This is a genomic window from Marinimicrobium sp. ARAG 43.8, from assembly GCF_050113635.1.
Taxonomy (GTDB): domain Bacteria; phylum Pseudomonadota; class Gammaproteobacteria; order Pseudomonadales; family Cellvibrionaceae; genus Marinimicrobium.
On sequence record NZ_JBNJLT010000001.1, the window covers coordinates 1,096,283 to 1,113,256 of the forward strand.

General features: G+C 51.7%; 14 protein-coding genes. 5 read left to right on the forward strand and 9 right to left on the reverse strand.

Going from position 1 to position 16,974, the window contains the following annotated elements:
* Positions 1-39: 39 nt before the first annotated feature.
* A complete protein-coding gene (locus ACQCLF_RS04620; protein ID WP_426985108.1) occupies positions 40-1,248 on the forward strand; it encodes a glycosyltransferase family 4 protein in 1,209 nt (402 codons plus the stop codon).
* Here ACQCLF_RS04620 and ACQCLF_RS04625 read toward each other — a convergent pair.
* Genes ACQCLF_RS04625 through ACQCLF_RS04635 form a run of 3 tightly spaced genes read right to left on the reverse strand, consistent with a single transcriptional unit; the run spans position 1,245 to position 4,612 of the window.
* Complete coding sequence (locus ACQCLF_RS04625; protein WP_426985109.1) at positions 1,245-2,744, reverse strand: lipopolysaccharide biosynthesis protein; 1,500 nt, start codon at positions 2,742-2,744, stop codon at positions 1,245-1,247. The genes ACQCLF_RS04620 and ACQCLF_RS04625 overlap by 4 nt on opposite strands.
* Complete coding sequence (locus tag ACQCLF_RS04630; RefSeq protein WP_426985110.1) at positions 2,731-3,915, reverse strand: glycosyltransferase family 4 protein; 1,185 nt, start codon at positions 3,913-3,915, stop codon at positions 2,731-2,733. Before ACQCLF_RS04630 ends, ACQCLF_RS04625 begins: the two co-directional genes overlap by 14 nt.
* The gene (locus ACQCLF_RS04635; protein ID WP_426985111.1) at positions 3,908-4,612 is read right to left on the reverse strand and encodes a sulfotransferase family 2 domain-containing protein; all 705 of its coding nucleotides are present in this window, start codon (positions 4,610-4,612) and stop codon (positions 3,908-3,910) included. The genes ACQCLF_RS04630 and ACQCLF_RS04635 overlap by 8 nt, the downstream gene beginning before the upstream one ends.
* A gap of 149 nt (positions 4,613-4,761) precedes the next feature.
* Between ACQCLF_RS04635 and ACQCLF_RS04640 the strand changes: the two genes are divergently transcribed.
* Complete coding sequence (locus tag ACQCLF_RS04640) at positions 4,762-5,604, forward strand: hypothetical protein (protein ID WP_426985112.1); 843 nt, start codon at positions 4,762-4,764, stop codon at positions 5,602-5,604.
* Between the two features lie 23 nt (positions 5,605-5,627).
* A complete protein-coding gene (locus ACQCLF_RS04645) occupies positions 5,628-6,482 on the forward strand; it encodes a sulfotransferase family protein (protein WP_426985113.1) in 855 nt (284 codons plus the stop codon).
* Here ACQCLF_RS04645 and ACQCLF_RS04650 read toward each other — a convergent pair.
* Positions 6,479-7,372, reverse strand: coding sequence for a glycosyltransferase family 2 protein (locus tag ACQCLF_RS04650; protein WP_426985114.1), 894 nt, complete (start codon positions 7,370-7,372; stop codon positions 6,479-6,481). The two genes, ACQCLF_RS04645 and ACQCLF_RS04650, sit on opposite strands and share 4 nt — an antisense overlap.
* A gap of 44 nt (positions 7,373-7,416) precedes the next feature.
* A complete protein-coding gene (locus tag ACQCLF_RS04655; protein ID WP_426985115.1) occupies positions 7,417-8,499 on the reverse strand; it encodes a glycosyltransferase in 1,083 nt (360 codons plus the stop codon).
* Positions 8,500-8,585: 86 nt separating this feature from the next.
* Between ACQCLF_RS04655 and ACQCLF_RS04660 the strand changes: the two genes are divergently transcribed.
* Together ACQCLF_RS04660 and ACQCLF_RS04665 are read left to right on the forward strand one after the other, a co-directional pair.
* Positions 8,586-9,725, forward strand: coding sequence for a glycosyltransferase family 2 protein (locus ACQCLF_RS04660; protein WP_426985116.1), 1,140 nt, complete (start codon positions 8,586-8,588; stop codon positions 9,723-9,725).
* Entirely contained in the window at positions 9,704-10,861 is a 1,158-nt protein-coding gene (locus ACQCLF_RS04665; RefSeq protein WP_426985117.1) for a DegT/DnrJ/EryC1/StrS family aminotransferase, read from the forward strand. The genes ACQCLF_RS04660 and ACQCLF_RS04665 overlap by 22 nt, the downstream gene beginning before the upstream one ends.
* A gap of 17 nt (positions 10,862-10,878) precedes the next feature.
* On the opposite strand, the gene ACQCLF_RS04670 is transcribed toward ACQCLF_RS04665, so the two are convergent.
* From ACQCLF_RS04670 to ACQCLF_RS04685, 4 genes are all read right to left on the reverse strand, one after another.
* Positions 10,879-12,330 carry an exosortase/archaeosortase family protein gene (locus ACQCLF_RS04670; protein ID WP_426985118.1) on the reverse strand — a complete coding sequence of 484 codons (1,452 nt, stop codon included), beginning with the start codon at positions 12,328-12,330 and terminating at the stop codon, positions 10,879-10,881.
* Between the two features lie 142 nt (positions 12,331-12,472).
* The gene (locus ACQCLF_RS04675; RefSeq protein ID WP_426985119.1) at positions 12,473-13,261 is read right to left on the reverse strand and encodes a PEP-CTERM sorting domain-containing protein; all 789 of its coding nucleotides are present in this window, start codon (positions 13,259-13,261) and stop codon (positions 12,473-12,475) included.
* A gap of 210 nt (positions 13,262-13,471) precedes the next feature.
* Positions 13,472-16,111, reverse strand: coding sequence for a tetratricopeptide repeat protein (locus ACQCLF_RS04680; RefSeq protein ID WP_426985120.1), 2,640 nt, complete (start codon positions 16,109-16,111; stop codon positions 13,472-13,474).
* A gap of 191 nt (positions 16,112-16,302) precedes the next feature.
* The gene (locus ACQCLF_RS04685) at positions 16,303-16,923 is read right to left on the reverse strand and encodes a hypothetical protein (RefSeq protein WP_426985121.1); all 621 of its coding nucleotides are present in this window, start codon (positions 16,921-16,923) and stop codon (positions 16,303-16,305) included.
* Positions 16,924-16,974 lie beyond the last annotated feature (51 nt).

The following is a 16,974-nucleotide window of genomic DNA, read 5'->3' on the forward strand; positions in this document are numbered from 1 at the left end:
AAATTCACATATAACGTTAAGGAATATGGAATATATTTTATGGAAGTTTTTGCCATATCTGCAAAGTATCCTACGCTCCTGCAAACATGGTTCATTAATTATTTAGAAGGGCTCGAGCAAAGTGGCCATACAGTAAAGGTTGGCTCACTCTACGACGAAGAAAACCCATGCCACCCTAAGGTTTTTACATTGAAAGCTAGGGCTGAATGGAAAGGGCAGCCGTTCAAAGCGCTTTTAAAGGGCTCAACCCTTTACCTTCTAAAAAATCTATTAAACCGAGCAACATACCGTTATATTTACAATTGCTTTAAGTATTCAGCTTCAGTTAAAGAGGCGGTGAAGTCGCTACTTTATATATCTGTCTTAAGTATAGAAAGCTACGACGTGGCACATTGTCATTCAGACAAAGCAGGATACTTGCTATTACCCGCATTAAAAACTTATGGAAAACCCATAATCGCCACTTTCCACGGATTGCCTCCGGAAGGCATAGCAGATTTAACACAAGCGGCAAGGAAACAATATTTCAATGCGGTTGATATGATAGTTGTCAACACAGATTTTGCTAGAAAACAGCTGATAGAGATCACACATACAGCCACGCCCATTAAAGTTATCAATCAAGGGATTAACATAGAGGAGTTCCCATTCTATCCAGCTATTGCACCAGACGACCATCATTTTACAGTTTCCACTGTAGGCCGCCTGGATCGCTTAAAAGGTCACCTTTATGCCATTGACGCCATAGAGTCACTTAATAAAGTTGGCTTTAACGTAGACTATCAAATAATTGGAGCTGGCCTTTATAAAGATAAGATTGAAAGTTACATAAAAAGTAGGAACTTGGGTGCTTTTGTAAAAGTAATAGGTCCTTTAACAGGCCCAAGATTGATTAAATTTTTAGCTAGTACTCAAGTTGTTCTTTTGCCCAGTTTTACAGAGCCTGGGGCATGGGCAGAAACTCAAGGGATCGTCCTCCAAGAAGCACAAGCTTTAGGAAAGCTTGTGATCGCCTCCAGATCAGGGGGCATACCAGAATGCATCATTCACGGACATACCGGATTTCTAGTAGAGCCACAATCCTCTGAGTCCTTAGAATTAACTATAAAGTATGTTTTTAAGAACACAGCGCAATGGAGAACGTGGCAGTCCAATGCAAGGCATGACGTAGAAAAGAGATTTTCATTAGAGTCTATGAGCCAATCATTAATAGATATGTATAGTCATTTGATCGGAAAATCCAGCTAGATCAGCTTCTTTTTAGTTTTTAATCGTTGTTTAAAATAAACAACTACTTCTTTTAGTGCGTTTTTTAGTTCGGGTGTCGTCAGCACCATAACCGCACATATGCTTAAAATAATGACAAGTGCCGCGACTTGAGTTAACACTATGAGAGAAGGGCTTTGAAGGCTTGCTTCCACCCAGTGTTCAACCACCAACAAAGCCAGAACAGAGGAGATAACAAGAAGTGACTTTTTAAGCTTTATCTGATTATCGAAGTACCGCTTGGAAAGCGTACTTGAAACGATAAGCACAGTGAACTCTGCCAGAAGAACAGCAACTGCCGCACCCAAGAACTTAAAATTTGGTATTAATCCAACATAAAGCAGCGTTGCCAAAACTGCGGAAAAGTACTTTATATAGGTTATTATTATGGTTTTTTCTGTCACTAAGAAGCTGAAGAAAAAGAAAAACCTTAGGTTACTCAGTAGAACTCCGAACACAAGTATGGGGATCGCTCTAGACGCTGAGTGAAACTCGGGTGATGCCATCGCTTTGATAAGTGATCCGCTAAACAATGAAATGGTGGCTGCAGCAATAACCATTATAATTACCATCGCCTCAAAAACTACGGGAAATACCGAAACTCCTTTATCTGCGGAACGGTAGATTTTAAACCGTTCCGTCTGCCACCATTGCGAAAACGGGTTCCAAATTAGCATAGGAAGAACCATGGCAAATTTTGTTGCCAACTCATATAGACCAACCTGCTCAAGATCACTGAAGATTCGAATAAAGTAACGGTTCGATGACGCGACGTAAAGCCCCGCTATACCTGCTAACCATAAAGGCCAACTAAACCTAAAAAGCCGCTTAGTTAAGGAAAAATCAACTATGATTCCTGCATGGTAAACAATATAGATTGCGACCCATAGCGAAATAACACATGAAGAAATTAGCGCTGAGTAAATAACGCCCATTACTCCTAATTCGTAATGAACTACAAAAAGAATGTTTAATGCCAACTGAAGTATCAGCTTGGCAATCGAGTTGGTCATGAAAAGCACAGGCTTTTCTTTTAATCTTAGAAAGGCCAAGCCATACGCTTCTATAGCACTGGTAAATAGTAGAACACAGTAGATCGCTACATGTATTTGATAGCCGTCTGATCCAAAAAGAATCTGCGCAATAGATTTGCTAAAAAAAGCCACCAACATTGTAGAGATTGCACTAATGAACAATGTTACCAGCAAAGCGGTGGAAACTACGGTGTTCTGCCACGCAGCTTCATCAGATTCATAATAGAACTTAGGTACTGCCTGTGCGAAGCGAGCACCCATTACCAGCTCGAAAAGTGAGATCATCACGACCAGCAAACCTACCACACCATAGTCCGCTGGCGTCAGGTAAGAGGTGTAGATCGGCAGCATGATAAAACCCGCCAGCTGCCGAATGATCGACCCAGCGGAGTAGATGGCGATATGCTTGGCGGCTTGCTTTTTGCCGGATCTAGGAGGGGCCATGACCGTTCACCTTCGGAACCAGCCGATGGAAGATATCCAGCAGTTTACGATGCGTTTGCGTCAGAGAATAGTGGCTTTCCACCGTTTTTTTCGCCTGCTCCCCCATCTGGGCGCATAGCTTCGCATCATTGAGTAGGCGATTTAGCGCTTCGGCAGCGGCAAGCACATCGTTTTCAGTGTAAATAAGTCCGGTTTTTCCGTGGTCGGTGGCACCGCAGACCGACGGGTTATCGGGCACCACCACCGGTAATCCGCACAGCATGTACTCCAGAATGGATAACGAATACCCCACCTCCCCTTTTGAAGGATGAAACGCCAGGGTGGCGCCAGGCAACAGAGCGGTCACCCCAGCGACTCTGCCGGGGAAGCTGACTTGCTGATCAAGGCCTTTCTCTTTGGCTGCATCCATTAGCATTTGACGGTCTGGCCCATCTCCGAGGTATAGATAATGCCAGGGAGTGGCTCCGCCATCTTGTTGAAGCTTCTCGAACACATCCAAAGCAAAAAGCGCGCCTTTGTAACGGTTGGCCCGTGCGGCGGTTACAACGATGCGCTTTTCCCGGTTGATACCAAAGCGTTGGTACAGGTCCTCAGTCGGCGGGAGTGTCAGCGGGATGCCATTGTCGGCGGAAAAACACTTTTCAGGGGGTACGCAGCCGACATCAATGAAGCGCTTTTTAATGTATGGCGTCGCGCCAATGCAAATATTCGCCGAATAACCGGGAATACGATTCAAGAACGCTTTGAGGCGTCGTTTTACACCTTTCGGGGCAGTCCTTACCCCGGGGGTATGATCATGAATAACAATGTGTTTTACCCCCGCCAGCCGATAGAGCAGATAGGCCCAGTGACGAGGCGCGCGGTCGGACAGGTAGACGATACGGATACGGCGGCGCCGGATGAAAGCCAGCTGGGCCACTATCATACGTACGCTGAAACGGGAAAAATCCGCGACCACCGGTAGTATCGGCGCATCTTTTACGGCTTGAGGCAGTGTCGAGATGCTGGGGTAGGCCAGAATGCTTTCGAACTGCCCTTGATATTCGTTCGCCAAGATCGCCCAGTAGCTCTCCATGAGCCACCATGCATAGCCAACATCAGAGTCCCAGTTGGCAACCAGCAGTAAACCGGGTTTTTTGGAATGATGCTTTTTTGGACTGTGCTTATTCACTATCGCCCACCAGTTTCTGGTCAACTACCTTGCGGCGCTGCACTGTATCGAAACCGTAGCCGAAACTATCGACATCCTCACTGTATAATTTTCCGACTTTGTGAATCATTTTCCGATTATAAACGTCCCGGTAATCGCCCCGTTTTGAAGCGTTCGTGTGCGCCAGACGCGCTTCCGGATTCACATGTTTCGCAATCCTGGCAAAATCTTCCGGCAGATGTTCAAAGTAGCCCAGATAATCCACCATGACCCTGCCTCGCGCGTCTTTCAGAAAGTAGCTTTGCGGACGTAAATGAAGATGGCTGCTCAGTCGCTCCGGGGTTAACCATTCCGTGACAAACTGCTCGAAGCTGGTGATGTCGCCCCAATGACGTTCGGCCCAGACTCTATCCTTGTCATCCCACCCACCATTTTTCAAATACTGATAGGCCGAGTACAACCTGTCCCAGGGATTCCGGACGAACGTAAATTTGAAAAAGCGGTTGAATGCCTTGCGCCCGAAAATGACACGATAATGCCAGGCCGTGTAATGGTACGGAAGCTCACCGAACAAGCTGAGCGCTACGGACGTTCCAGCCGATTTGGTGATGTGCACGAATATGGCCTCGCGCTCGGTAAAGCCTCTGAGCGAAAAGTTGCCTTCAGGGTGTTGGTTGACGCCTTTTCTGAGGTGCTCAAACTGCTTCGGGTGCCGCATTTTATAAAGCCAGTACCGGCTTTCATTTGAGAGCATCCGCCTGTATAGTTTTCGCAGAGTGGACTTCACACTCGACTCCCTTCCAAAGGTGAGTATACTAACGAAAATTCAGTACCAAAACTACTCTGATCCAAGGACGCCATCCGTTCATGTTCATCTCCGATCCCCTGGTGTTTGTGGAGCTCCATAAAACCGCCGGTTCTCATATCGGCCGTTGCTTGAACGACATCCTAAACGGTCACCAGGAAGGCAAACATAATGTAGTGCCCCCCGAACTTTACGACCGTTTTATACTCGGGTCGATTCGCAACCCGTGGGACTGGTATGTCTCACTGTGGGGTTTTGGGTGCGACGGTAACGGCAGTGTGTACCACCAGGTCACACGTCGATTCGGCTGGGCTTATTACTGGCGCCAACTAAACAAGGAAATGGGTCGCACCTGGCTCTCGCCCAGCCAGTATCTGACACAGGTGATGTCCGATGCAAGCAAGCCGGTCAGCCAGTGGCAAGACGCTTATCGTGACAGTAGCGATCCCGATTGCTTCCGGTCCTGGCTTAAGCTGATCTTGAGTGCCGAACGCCGCTACGATCTTGGGGAAGGCTATGGATTCAGCCCGATTTCCCAGCACAGTGGTGTTCTAACCTACCGATTTTTCAAACTGTTTACGCGGCTTCGGCATCAACTGTATCAATCTCCGACACTCGAAAAGCCCAAGCACCTTAACGCAGTGTGGAAAAAGGAGCGCCTCACTCAGTTTATCGTGCGCAACGAAGCACTTGAAGAGGATCTTATCGAAGCGCTACAGCGGGCCGGTGTTACTCTGACTGAACAAGATCGACAGTTTATTCGACAGGGGAAATCCCAGAAAACCAACGTCTCCACGCGTCGCACCATGGACCATTATTACGATGAGGAAACGATTGCGCTGGTGGCGCAGCGAGAATCATTTATTGTCGAACAATTTAACTATCAGCCACCCACACCGGCCTGATCATTCTCCAGGAGAGACAACGCATGCAAGGCACACGGTTTCGTTCCGTACTACGGGAAAGCCTGGGAAACATTTGGCGTGAATGCAAAATTGCCATAACGCCCGTACCCAGGCCAGACAAATGGGTGTTTATTGTGGGCTGCTACAATTCGGGAACAACGTTGCTGTCAGAGTTGATGTCACGCCATCCCGATATTTCCGGTATCCCTACCGAGGGCCACTTTATTACAGATCAGTTTGTAAAGGATTTCGACATTGGCTTGCCGAGGATGTGGGTAGACCGCGAAGATCTGTTTCGCCTGACGGAGAATGATGCCGGGCCCGATGTCATTCGCTTAAAGAAGGAATGGGGCATGCGCCTGAATTTATCGAAAAAGGTATTACTGGAAAAGTCTCCACCCAACGCTGCTCGTACCCGCTGGTTCCAAAAGCACTTTGAAAACGCGTATTTTATCGGTCTGGTGCGTAATGGGTATGCCGTGTCGGAAGGCATCAGCCGCAAGGGCGACCCCAAGCACATCAAAGAGGGTTGGCCCATTGAACGATCCGCCCATCAGTGGGCCAGAAGCAACGAAATCCTGCAGCAGGATGCCGCCCACCTGAAGCGGTTTACCTGGGTGAAGTACGAAGATCTGGCAGCCGATCCCAGAACCACACTGAATCAATTAGCGGCGTTTCTGGATCTGCCACCGTTTCCAGAGTCCGCGTACTCCGATTCTTTTAAGATTCATGAGCGTCATGACTCCGTGAGAGACCTCAACCAAGTGAGTATTGAGCGGCTGTCCCCGGAGCAGATTCGGACGGTTACCCAGATCGCCGGGGCGTGTTTGCAGTACCATGGTTACGACCTAATGCGTCCGGATAACCCAACCGTTTAGTGTCGACCCAACAATCGACGCAACGCAATCTTGATTCGCTGTTCGGGTATTGGAAGAGGTGCTGGATAAGCCCAGAATGACTTCAGCAGGCACTGTATCGCTTTTGGCTTTCGATCATCCCAGTTCAGATTAAACAAATGAAAGTAAGTCCAGGCGTCGGCCTTGCGGCGAAGGAGGCGCTCTGGAATGCGCTGGTTTACCATTAAGCGGCATTGCTCGATCGTGTCAGTGTTCACGCCTCGGCGCTGCGTGCCGTGAATGCGCACGGTGGATAACACTTCCTGCAGCATCGGCACTCGATAACGACGGGTAAGCCGTATCCACAGATCACGGTCCTGATTGCGCGTTAAACCAAGATCAAATCCGTCGAGCTCACGAAACACCGCGGTGCGTATCAAACACCCGGAAATCGCACCAGGCAGTTTAGGCTTTATACACGCCCGTTCGTAAGTCAGCTCGGCATCCGGGTAGGCCGGCTTCCAAATAGGTTGTCCTTCTCTGTTCATATGGTCACACGCACTTCCCACCATACCCACTTGTGTGCCCGACGCCTCCATAAAGGCTACTTGCTTTTCGAGTTTCTGCGGATACCAGCGGTCATCGTCATCGAGAAAGGCCAAGTATCGACCCAGCGCTTGTTCAGCGCCGTAGTTTCTCGCGGTCGGGCAATTCGTTCCCTCTGTTTTAAAAAGGCGAATATGTTCACCAAACCGTTGTTGAAGGTGTTCGAAGGTACCATCTTTTGAGCCATCGTCCACCACGATCACTTCGTAATCACTATAGGTTTGGGCAAACACTGATTCTAAAGCCTCCACCACCCAGGCTTTACGATTATTGGTGGTAATGATGACTGAAACGACCGGTACTGGGGTTTCATGTTGTACCATCATGGGAACATGTCCTTGACGAGGGTTGACGACCGAAGGCAATACGCTTACAGGCTACGGTAAAGCGACAGCGTGGTCTCTGCATTGTGACGCGCGGTATATCGCTCCTGAAGGGTTATACGCTTGTCCGACAATCCGGGGAGCAAGTCCTTAACCGCCGTTGCGTAACCCTGGGCGGTATGGTTCTCAACCAGACATTCGGGGTGCCCGCTGAGTATTTCCGAGAGGCCGCCGGTATTATGCGCAATAACCGGTGTGCCGAGCGCCAGGGCCTCCAACGCCACCATGGGAGTGCCCTCATGATCGGAGCACATAATCAGCGCATTCAGACCGGCCAGACAGCTCGGGATGTCGTCCCGGTGGCCGTGAAACCATACCTTGTCCGTTAGCCCAAGGGTTTGCGACTGCGCTTCCAGCGCCGAGCGAAGTTTGCCGTCACCAATCACGTGAAACTGTAATTGGCATTTATCGGGCAGGTCTCCCAACCGGCTCACCATTTCCAAAAAAAGGTCGACGCGCTTAACCGGCTCCAGTCTCCCGACGATTCCAATATGGCAGTGATCGGACGAAAATGGCGATGCGGCAGCCTGAGTGGCCAAGCGCTCTGGGTCAACACCATTATGAATAACTGCAATGTGTTCGCGTGGAAAGAGGGCTTCCAGTTTCTCGGCGAGATTCTCCGATACCGCGATAACTTTGTTCTGCGCAAAGCGGCCTATCCAGTGATCCAGGCTGACCCGAAGTCGGCGCAGCCCCTTTGATTCGAATTCGGGGGCGCCATGACTGGTGCGCACGCTGCACTTACACCCGGCCAGCCGGCCCGCTACTGTACCGAGGATGTTTTCTTTCTGGCGATGCGTATGAATAATGTGAGGCCGAAACTGTCGCACGGCCCGATAAAGGCGCCAGAGAATCTGAGGACCACGCAACTGGCTCTCGTCGTAAACCTCCACATCCAGCCCCAGGGACTGACATTCCTGATGCAACCGACCTTGATTCATCAGTATCACTTTCAGCTGGCAGTGCGGTTGCAGCTGGCTCAGCAACGTGTAAGCCTGCACTTCCGCACCGGCCCACAGGTCGCCCGATATAATGTGAAGCACACGCAATTTATGCGACGCGGATTGCATCAGTTGCCTCGTTTACGTCCGTAACAGCGTCAGTTAATATACCACATTGTGACTTGGCGCTAACCGCCCATCAAGGAGACACCATCATGTTGGAGTTCTGGTTCTGGCTGCTGGCTTTTGGAGCGGTCTTTAGTTATTTCATTTATCCATTGTTGCTCAGCGCTGGCAATGTGATTTTTGGAAAGAAAGTCGACACCGAGCAGCGGGAACCCACTCAAAAACTAACGGTTATCGTCACGGCTTACAATGAAGAACAGCGCATTCGAAAAAAAATCATTAATACGCTAGCGCTTAAATACCCTCAGGATAAACTCGAACTGGTCATCGCATCAGACTGCTCCGATGACGGTACTGACGAAATTGTCGCAGAGTATATCACTCAAGGAGTGAAGCTCGTCAGAGCTTCGGAACGGCTCGGCAAAGAAAATGCGCAACGCGAAGCAATCAACTCTGCCAGTGGTGACATTCTGGTTTTCTCGGACGTGGCAACAGAAATTCCCGACGAAGCACTGATAAAGCTCGAACGTTATTTCCAGGACGAGGAGGTTGGTGCTGTTTCCAGCGAAGACCGTTTTGTCAGCCAGGATGGGAAAGTGGCCGGCGAAGGGGCCTACGTTAAGTATGAAATGTGGCTGCGTCGCCTGGAGTCCCGGCTTTACGGTCTGGTCGGTTTAAGCGGCTCATTTTTTGCCGTCCGCAAGACGATCTGCGATAACTGGGATATACACTCGCCCAGCGACTTCAACACCGCCCTTAATACCGCCAAAGCCGGAAAGCGTGCCGTTACGGCCCCGGACGTACTGGGCTATTACAAAGACCTGAAAGATGCTCAAAAAGAATATCAACGGAAAGTCCGTACGGTACTCAGAGGGATGGTTGGGTTATCGCGCCACAAAGAAGTTCTCAACCCTTTTAGACTGGGAGGATTTGCGGTCCAGACCTTTTCTCACAAAGTGATGCGCTGGCTGGTTCCCTGGTTCTTGATCGGAACGTTTCTGACCAGCGCGGCGTTATCCACACACGCTGCCATTTATGCCTTGGCTTTTTGGGCCCAGCTGGCTTTCTATACCGTGGCGATTGCCGCGCACTTCCTTCCGGGCCTTAGACAAACTGCCCTGGTAAAAATCATTTACTTTTTTGTGCAGGTGAATGTCGCTATTTTCGAAGCATCGATTAAGTTTATATCTGGCCAAAGAATGACGAAATGGACTCCTTCAGCTCGCTGATCAAGGGGGTATTACCTCCCGCCGGGGATCGTATCGTGCTCCGGCAGGACGACGATCAAGGTCCGGATGAAGCCATCGACAGGTTGTTCCCGGGTAAACAGCGCTACTGGCTGGACTCAGGCACTTCGGCATTGGCGTTAGCACTGACGCTCATCCGCCGCCAGCACCCCGGGACGCCGGCGCCCGAAGTGATTATTCCGGCATACTGTTGCCCTGACCTGGTCGCGGCCGCAGTGTACGCCGGCATCACCCCCGTTCTAGCTGATTTGGCGGACGGCAGCTGCCACTACGACCAGCCGAGGCTGCGGACGCTAATCTCAAGTCGCACAATCGCCATCATTGCCATTAATTTTCTCGGTTTGTCGGAACCGATCCATGCTTTGCGCTCGATCGCCAATCAACACAGTATCGCGCTTATCGAAGATAACGCTCAATGGTTCCCCTCCAGTTCCGCACCCTATCGCACACCGGCAGACTTCCAGGTGTTTTCGTTCGCCAGGGGCAAACCCGTCAACCTTATGGGTGGTGGGCTTCTGGTTTCCGCTGTAAAACACGACCACGAGGTCTGCATTGACGCCGAGAAAGCCGCAAGCACCTGGCAATATTACGGAAAGTGCGTTGCCTATAACCGTCTGAGGCAACCCGTTTTTTATCAAATGGTTTCCAAAAATCCACTGTTAAAATTAGGCGAAACACGTTATCAGCCGCACACCGCCATGCTCTCCATGTCCAGAGGGCCGAGATCATTGCTGTCGAGTAACGTGCGTGCCTACTGGACAAGAACCCGGGCCGTTGAGCATTTTTACCGAAAACATCTCGCCCGGAAAAATCAATTGGGGTCGCAGATTGACAGTACGCCCGCGCGGTTGCTGCGCTACCCATTGCTTACCCCATGCCGAGAGCAACGCGACGAGCTGCTTTACCAGTTGAATAAGAAGGGGCTCGGCGCCAGTCAGCTTTACGGGGCCAGCTTGACCAGCGTGGCGAACATCAATGTGGATCAGTTGAAACAGCCGTTGGCCACGCCAAGCGCTGACGCTTTTGCGGAACGTCTGTTAACACTGCCATTGCATGAGAGCGTGAAACCCGAGCACACTGAGGAAACCCTACGGACCATCCGCAAAGTACTCGGCTAACCGACAGCATCGAACGCTCAAGGGTTCAACAGCGTCGCAGCCGCCTTCATTAAATAGCCCCTGGCGTGCTCACAGTTCACTGAGTCACAACGAACCTGTAAGGTGTTGATTGAAAACTGATTCTGATTCTTTAAGGTCGCCGGCAGCTGCAGGAGCTTGGCTTTTACACGGCTGTCGGTGAGGTGGCCTCCCACATTGAACCACTGCAGTTGTGCCACGTGATCCCGCCCCGACTTTTCCGAAAACAGCTGCAATACCAGCGTATGAGAACCGACCGTTTCCAGCCGCTCTGTCTCCAGCAGCCAGTCCTGATGATCGTAGAGCCGCGGAATATAAGGCACAAGCTTTTGCTGCAACCCTCGGCGATGGTACACATCCGTTCTGTAGATGACATTGTTCGACAGCCGTTCAACGCTGACTGTCCCGCCCTGCGGCGCACTCACCGGCAAAGGCATCGCCCGTAGCTGACCACTGCCCACCCTTTCAGGAGCAGCCAGAGTCTCATCAAATGCCCAGTGCAACACCAGGGCAAGAAGCGGCCCAATCGCCATCAACAGCACGGATGCGGATACCCGCTGTCCAGAGATGCGCGGTGACTGGATGCCTTCTTCGCTGGACCGAACCGGTGTTCGGCGTACCGGGGCAAAGTAAATCGCTGGAAGAATAATCAGGCCAAACAATATCCAGCCAAATGTCTCATGATCGTTCATCAGGCTGCTTTGCATTTGGGTGTTATAGCCTATAACGATCAAGATGAAGATTCTGATCCAGTTGGTTACCAAACCGAGCACGGCCGCGACCAGCAACGTGAGAATCAGCTTGGTTTCCCGGTAGCCATTCAGGTAACCAATAAGGAAGGCGATGGTCAGCGCTACGACAAAGTAGCGAAGGCCTGAGCAGCCGTCTGCAATGACAATATGACCGTAGGGAATGAAGATGCTGTTACCTTGAATCAGCGCCGGCATTTCGACCAGTCGGACCAGCTCGCCCACGACGGCACTGGCCCCTTCCAGCAACAGGTCGTTCAAGCTCCCCCAGACAGGAATGGCAAATACCGGGAACAACAACAGAAACCGATAACGAAAAATCGTTTTCCATCCAAAGATCAAGGCGTAAACCGATACCAGGACAAGCAGTAAGGATAACTGCTCAATGAGCTGGATATTGACCGCGTAGGCTGAAAACCAGAGTAGAGAAGAAGCCACAAGAGCAAGCGTGCTGAAGACGGTCTCAACGCTCGGGTTTATCCAGGTGTCGCGCTCCCAACCTCCAGTTCTCCAGAGTAATACGAGAAAGATTGCAATAACGGGGATACCGTGAGCAAGTTCACTGCTCCAGCGAATCCAGCGATCCCATAAGTCAGAGAAAGTGAAGGCGAACAGGCCTATCCAGACACAGGCGATAAAAATCGGGAGGAATCGGCTCAAAGGCCTGGGAAGAGAGTGTCTCTTTGATGACTCGATATCCATTCGGGGTTGGACCACTGACCGTCATGATAGTTTTCGGGATGATACTGCAAACTTTCATGACTCACCAGCAATGAAAGTTCCATGGCTTATCCATAAAAAAGGCCAGCAAAAGCTGGCCTTTTTCACTGGGGGCCCAGACAGCTTATTTAGCCGCTCTGCGACGGGCAGCACCCAGACCCAACAGACCCAGACCCATGAGCAGCAAGGTGCCCGGCTCTGGCAATTTGCCAACGGTTACGTCGTCAATGCCCCAGCCATCGTTACTGGCACTGTTGTCGAACGTTAAGGTACCACCGACAATCGACATATCGGATTTCACCATTACGTAGCCCACGTTACCATTGGACTGGCCAAAGGGGATCGTGAAGGCGTCGGAATAGGTGCCGTCCGAGAAGGTCAGAGTCAACTGAGCCGCAACATCCGCCGGGTCAGCGACGTAGAAACCAAAGGCGTTATAGTTTCCGCCAGCGACATCACCGGTGGTAAAGTCCCAGGTCACTTGCTGGGCGTCGTTGCTGTCCAGCCAGAAATCCTGGCTGTCACTGGCCAGCTCTTCTCGAGAGAACTCACCAGTGTTCGAGCTTTCAATTTTCAGGTTGTTGCCATCATTTGGGTCGAGGTCCGGATGTGTGTAGGTCTGTCCGGCCTGAACCAAAGTGAAAGTGCCCACCTTGGTGAAAAACTGAGGGCTGGAATCTTCCCAGGACAGCTGTTGCTTTGCTTGCCCAACGCCACCGTAATATGAAGCTCCAGAACCTTGGACTCCCAGGTTATTGAAATCCTCAGTGACATAAGAGGGATTCAACAGGGACTGAAAGTTACTTTCCGCGTTCGGATCGTAACTGATACCAATACTAATGTTAGCGGCTTGAACCATACCAGCAGTGAGAAGGGCTCCACCTGCCAATACGGATTTAGCAAAAGTTTTCATAATGTCCTTCCTTTGAGTAGGTATGAAGTTGCAATGAGTCTCGCGTTTGAGGCAGCGTTTAATGCTTAGCCTTGCCCTGTCAAAGCAACAGCCATACCAACAACAAAAAGTCCTTAATATTCAATATCTTAACGATTAAAATTACCTTATCTTCAAGAGGCCATGTAAGCTTTTTCGACGACACTTACACTCGCCCGACAAACAGGTTATTCACTGGCTTTGCCGAACCTGTTCGAGATTTCTCTGGATGTCTTCCACTCCCGGCGCAAGATCGGCCGCTCTCTCGAGCTGCGTCAATGCCGCCTCCCTGTCGCCGCTCAAATGAAGCAACCACCCGTAGGTATCCAGTATGGCCGCCGAATCTGGCTGAAGCTCTGCTGCCCTTTCTGCAAGCGCCGTGGCTCTAGTCAAGTCCCCATCTTTTAACAACCAGGCGAGATTATTCAAAGCAACGGGGTCATTGGCGTTTTGGCTCAACAGCGTTTCATACGCTTGCACGGCCACATCGTCATTTCCATTCCGCTGCGCAATCTCTGCCTGGAAGAGCAAACGAGCGCGGCTTTGGGGTGCCACGGTTTCCCACCGCTCCAAAATCCCGGGGACCGCGTCCTCATTAACGATTTGCGCGGAAGACAGGAGCGCGAGAGCGATGTCATCACTGGACGTTTTATCACTGGAGATGATCGCCTGCCAGGCCGCCTCCAGCTCTTGATAGGCCGCACTTTCCCCGGAGGCCCTCCGAGTCGCCTGAACGCTGGTTAACATCACGTCAGCATCGTTCGGAAAATCCTGTTTCAAGCTGTCCAGTAAAATGCGTGCCTGCTCAATGTTGCCACGCTGTATCTCCAATCGGGCCAAATCCAAATTAAGACTTTTACTCGTGGGAAATTCCTGAATCGCTTTTTCCAACAAGCGCTGTGCCCGATCCAGATCGCCGTTTTCGGCACGCTGCCTGGCGCCGTCCCGATACACCAGGGCTTTTACCTGACGGACGTAGTCGGTTTGTTCACCGTTATAGCGGTCCATCAACGAAACGGCGTCCTCTATCTGGCCTTCATCGCGATAGAGCATCGCCCGCAACGCCACGGCACTGGGAGCCACCTCCGGCGTTTTGTTTACCAGGCCCTGCAGCCAGGCGTGAGGCGACGGGGCCAGTTCTCCGCGGGCAATAATTTGCACGCCTGTGCGCAACACCTGCTCATTCCCCGGTTCCAAAGCCACGACTTGTTCCACCGCGTCCAGGGCTTGTCGGTAGCGCGCCTGCTCGTAGAACATCTGGGCCAGTACGCCGTAGCCACGGGCAAAACCCGGCTCCTTTTTCAGAAGATCAGACAACTGCTCTATGGCCTGCTCACGCCGATCATCGCGAAAGTGATATTGGGCCTCAAACAGGGTCGTCTCGGGGGCTTTGGGTGCCGCTTGCTTGAGAGTCTCAACCGCACTGGCGATTTCGTCCAATGCCTGCTCTGAGAAAAGGCGGTCCATATAGACATTGGTCACCGCCCAGTTGGCCGGTTGATAGCGAAACGCCGAGCGGAGCTGGCCCATTGCCTGCTCGGGTTCACCCCGCTGAAAGTGGTAGCGGGCCAGAAGCAACCGTAAGGCGCCGCGCTGAGGATCCTGAGCCAACGCCTTTTGGATACTCAGATACCCTTCCCTTTCCAGCTCAGGCTGCTCCAACGCCAGAACGCCATAGAGTGACAGCAACACCGTGTTATCGGGTCTGGCTTCGAGAGAGCGGCGCAGCGTACCTAATGCCATTTCCGCATTACCACTCTCCGCCTGCGCCAGCGCCGTGGCCCGAATCACATCGGCTTCGGCCGTCTCGACATCCACACTGCGAGTGAGCAAGGCTTCGGCAGCCTGGAAGTCACCCTTACCCAGGCTAACCATACCCAGCATCGTAGTAGCTGACTGACTGTCGGGATTATCTTTCAGCAACTCTGTCAGAATAGCTTCAGCGTCATCAAATTCGCCGGCTTCCGCTTTGGCCGCCGCCTCCTGGAGCCGCTGCTGTGCCGCAACCGAACCGGGCGATTCCTTCGCCAGTACCTTTTGGTACACCAGAGCCTCTGCGGTTCTTCCCTGGGCCGTGAGTGTTTCCACAAGAAGACCGAGCACCACGGAGCGAATGGGAAGCATAATATCCGTTCCCTGAATATGCATGAGCGCTTCGCTCAAGCGCCTCTCTGCCAGGTCCAGATTGTTGGATTGCAACGCCAGCAGAGCGCTGAGATGGAAAGGTTCCGGCTGTCTCGGATATTTTTCCCGCAAGGTTGCAAGCAGAGCTTCGGCCGCCTCGGCATCGTTCATCAAGAGATAGTTTTCTGCCAGCCGGAATTCGGGCTGCTCGCTATCAGGATACGCTTCGATCAACCGCTGATAGGCACGGGTACTCTCCTCCAGATTGCCTTTTAACCGCTGAATATCAGCCTCGTACAGCGCCTGTTTTTGTCGATCCTGTTCTGATTGAGGTGCAAACGCTTCAAGCACGTCCTGTGCCGACAAAAATTTTCTCTGCAGCAGGTAGGCTTTCGCCAGAGGCAACGCCACTTCTTGTGGATGCTCCTCGGCGTAATCTTCAAGCAATTGCGAGGCTCGTCGCCCTGCTCCCAGGGTGTTGTAGATCTCCGCCAACGCAACCGGGTAGGCCACATTGTCGGGTGCACTGTTCATCGCATTGGTGATTTCGATCATCGCCGCCCGGTACTGCCCCTGCTCTCGATAGGCGTTGGCGCGCTGCACATAGTCTTGTGCCTGCTGCTCCCCGCCTTCTCGCCCACATCCGGCGAGCATCGTTGTTATAAGAAGCAGCGACGTAATGAATAGGCTGAGCAGCTTTGTCGGCATGGCGGTCCCGTCAGGTAGTTGACTTTATCAAGGAGGGTATCGACGAAGTATACGCCTAGGCAGCATGCCTTGAAACATGCCGATTATTTTGACAAATCAACGAGAGAAGGATGTTCAGAGGCGGCGTTTGCGACACGTCAGACTGAGTGCCGCAAACGGGAGGATTACCGGTGGCAGGGTTAAACAGCGCTTTACAACAGATTCGACACGGGGGAGAGCGGCACAAACTTGCTGTAAAGGCCATCGGTATCAAATACCGCAATACTGAACTGATAACGACCGACAAGATCCGCCAGCTCTATACGTTCTTGATAGGGATCATCCAGGAGAATGACCCGGGCTTTATCGTCACCCACCTGATGATAGCGTAATTCATAGCCACCAATTTCGTCGCCCTCAAGGTAGTCACCATTTTCTCGCTGATCCGGCCGATCCCACTCCAGCAAAACCAGGCCCGCCACCTCAGAAACCGGCAGGTCAGGAAGTTCAACAGGCAGTGCAACAGTGTCATCAGCCTCTGAGCCGGACTTGTCGATCGGGCGAGCCGAACCTCCAGAGGGCGTTTCAGTCACCCCGTTTCCCGACGAGCCGGATGGCCCTGCACCATTTTCCGTGGTTTGCTCGCCGGTCGTAGACTCTGACGATGTCGGGGTTCCGCCTCCCGAAGCGCCAGGGGCTCGATTGTTCAGTTGAGAGTCACCGCCGCCCCCGCCACCACAGGCTGTTAACCCAAGAATAACGGTCAGAAAGGGAATGGCCACGGCGACCCGGAAAGTGCGCCGTGAAGTGCCGCGAGAAAGGAAATGAGGCATGATGTCTTACTCAGCTAAAAAGGCGACGTCTAGAATATTTATCGTTGAGTC

What these genes read in the sequence shown, in the direction of transcription:
- ACQCLF_RS04655 (WP_426985115.1), bottom strand. Translation starts at nt 8,499, where the DNA reads ATGCAATCCGCGTCGCATAAATTGCGTGTGCTTCACATTATATCGGGC.
- ACQCLF_RS04660 (WP_426985116.1), top strand. Translation starts at nt 8,586, where the DNA reads ATGTTGGAGTTCTGGTTCTGGCTGCTGGCTTTTGGAGCGGTCTTTAGT.
- ACQCLF_RS04635 (WP_426985111.1), bottom strand. Translation starts at nt 4,612, where the DNA reads ATGCGGCACCCGAAGCAGTTTGAGCACCTCAGAAAAGGCGTCAACCAA.
- ACQCLF_RS04675 (WP_426985119.1), bottom strand. Translation starts at nt 13,261, where the DNA reads ATGAAAACTTTTGCTAAATCCGTATTGGCAGGTGGAGCCCTTCTCACT.
- ACQCLF_RS04645 (WP_426985113.1), top strand. Translation starts at nt 5,628, where the DNA reads ATGCAAGGCACACGGTTTCGTTCCGTACTACGGGAAAGCCTGGGAAAC.
- ACQCLF_RS04620 (WP_426985108.1), top strand. Translation starts at nt 40, where the DNA reads ATGGAAGTTTTTGCCATATCTGCAAAGTATCCTACGCTCCTGCAAACA.
- ACQCLF_RS04625 (WP_426985109.1), bottom strand. Translation starts at nt 2,744, where the DNA reads ATGGCCCCTCCTAGATCCGGCAAAAAGCAAGCCGCCAAGCATATCGCC.
- ACQCLF_RS04665 (WP_426985117.1), top strand. Translation starts at nt 9,704, where the DNA reads ATGGACTCCTTCAGCTCGCTGATCAAGGGGGTATTACCTCCCGCCGGG.
- ACQCLF_RS04680 (WP_426985120.1), bottom strand. Translation starts at nt 16,111, where the DNA reads ATGCCGACAAAGCTGCTCAGCCTATTCATTACGTCGCTGCTTCTTATA.
- ACQCLF_RS04670 (WP_426985118.1), bottom strand. Translation starts at nt 12,330, where the DNA reads ATGGATATCGAGTCATCAAAGAGACACTCTCTTCCCAGGCCTTTGAGC.
- ACQCLF_RS04650 (WP_426985114.1), bottom strand. Translation starts at nt 7,372, where the DNA reads ATGATGGTACAACATGAAACCCCAGTACCGGTCGTTTCAGTCATCATT.
- ACQCLF_RS04685 (WP_426985121.1), bottom strand. Translation starts at nt 16,923, where the DNA reads ATGCCTCATTTCCTTTCTCGCGGCACTTCACGGCGCACTTTCCGGGTC.
- ACQCLF_RS04640 (WP_426985112.1), top strand. Translation starts at nt 4,762, where the DNA reads ATGTTCATCTCCGATCCCCTGGTGTTTGTGGAGCTCCATAAAACCGCC.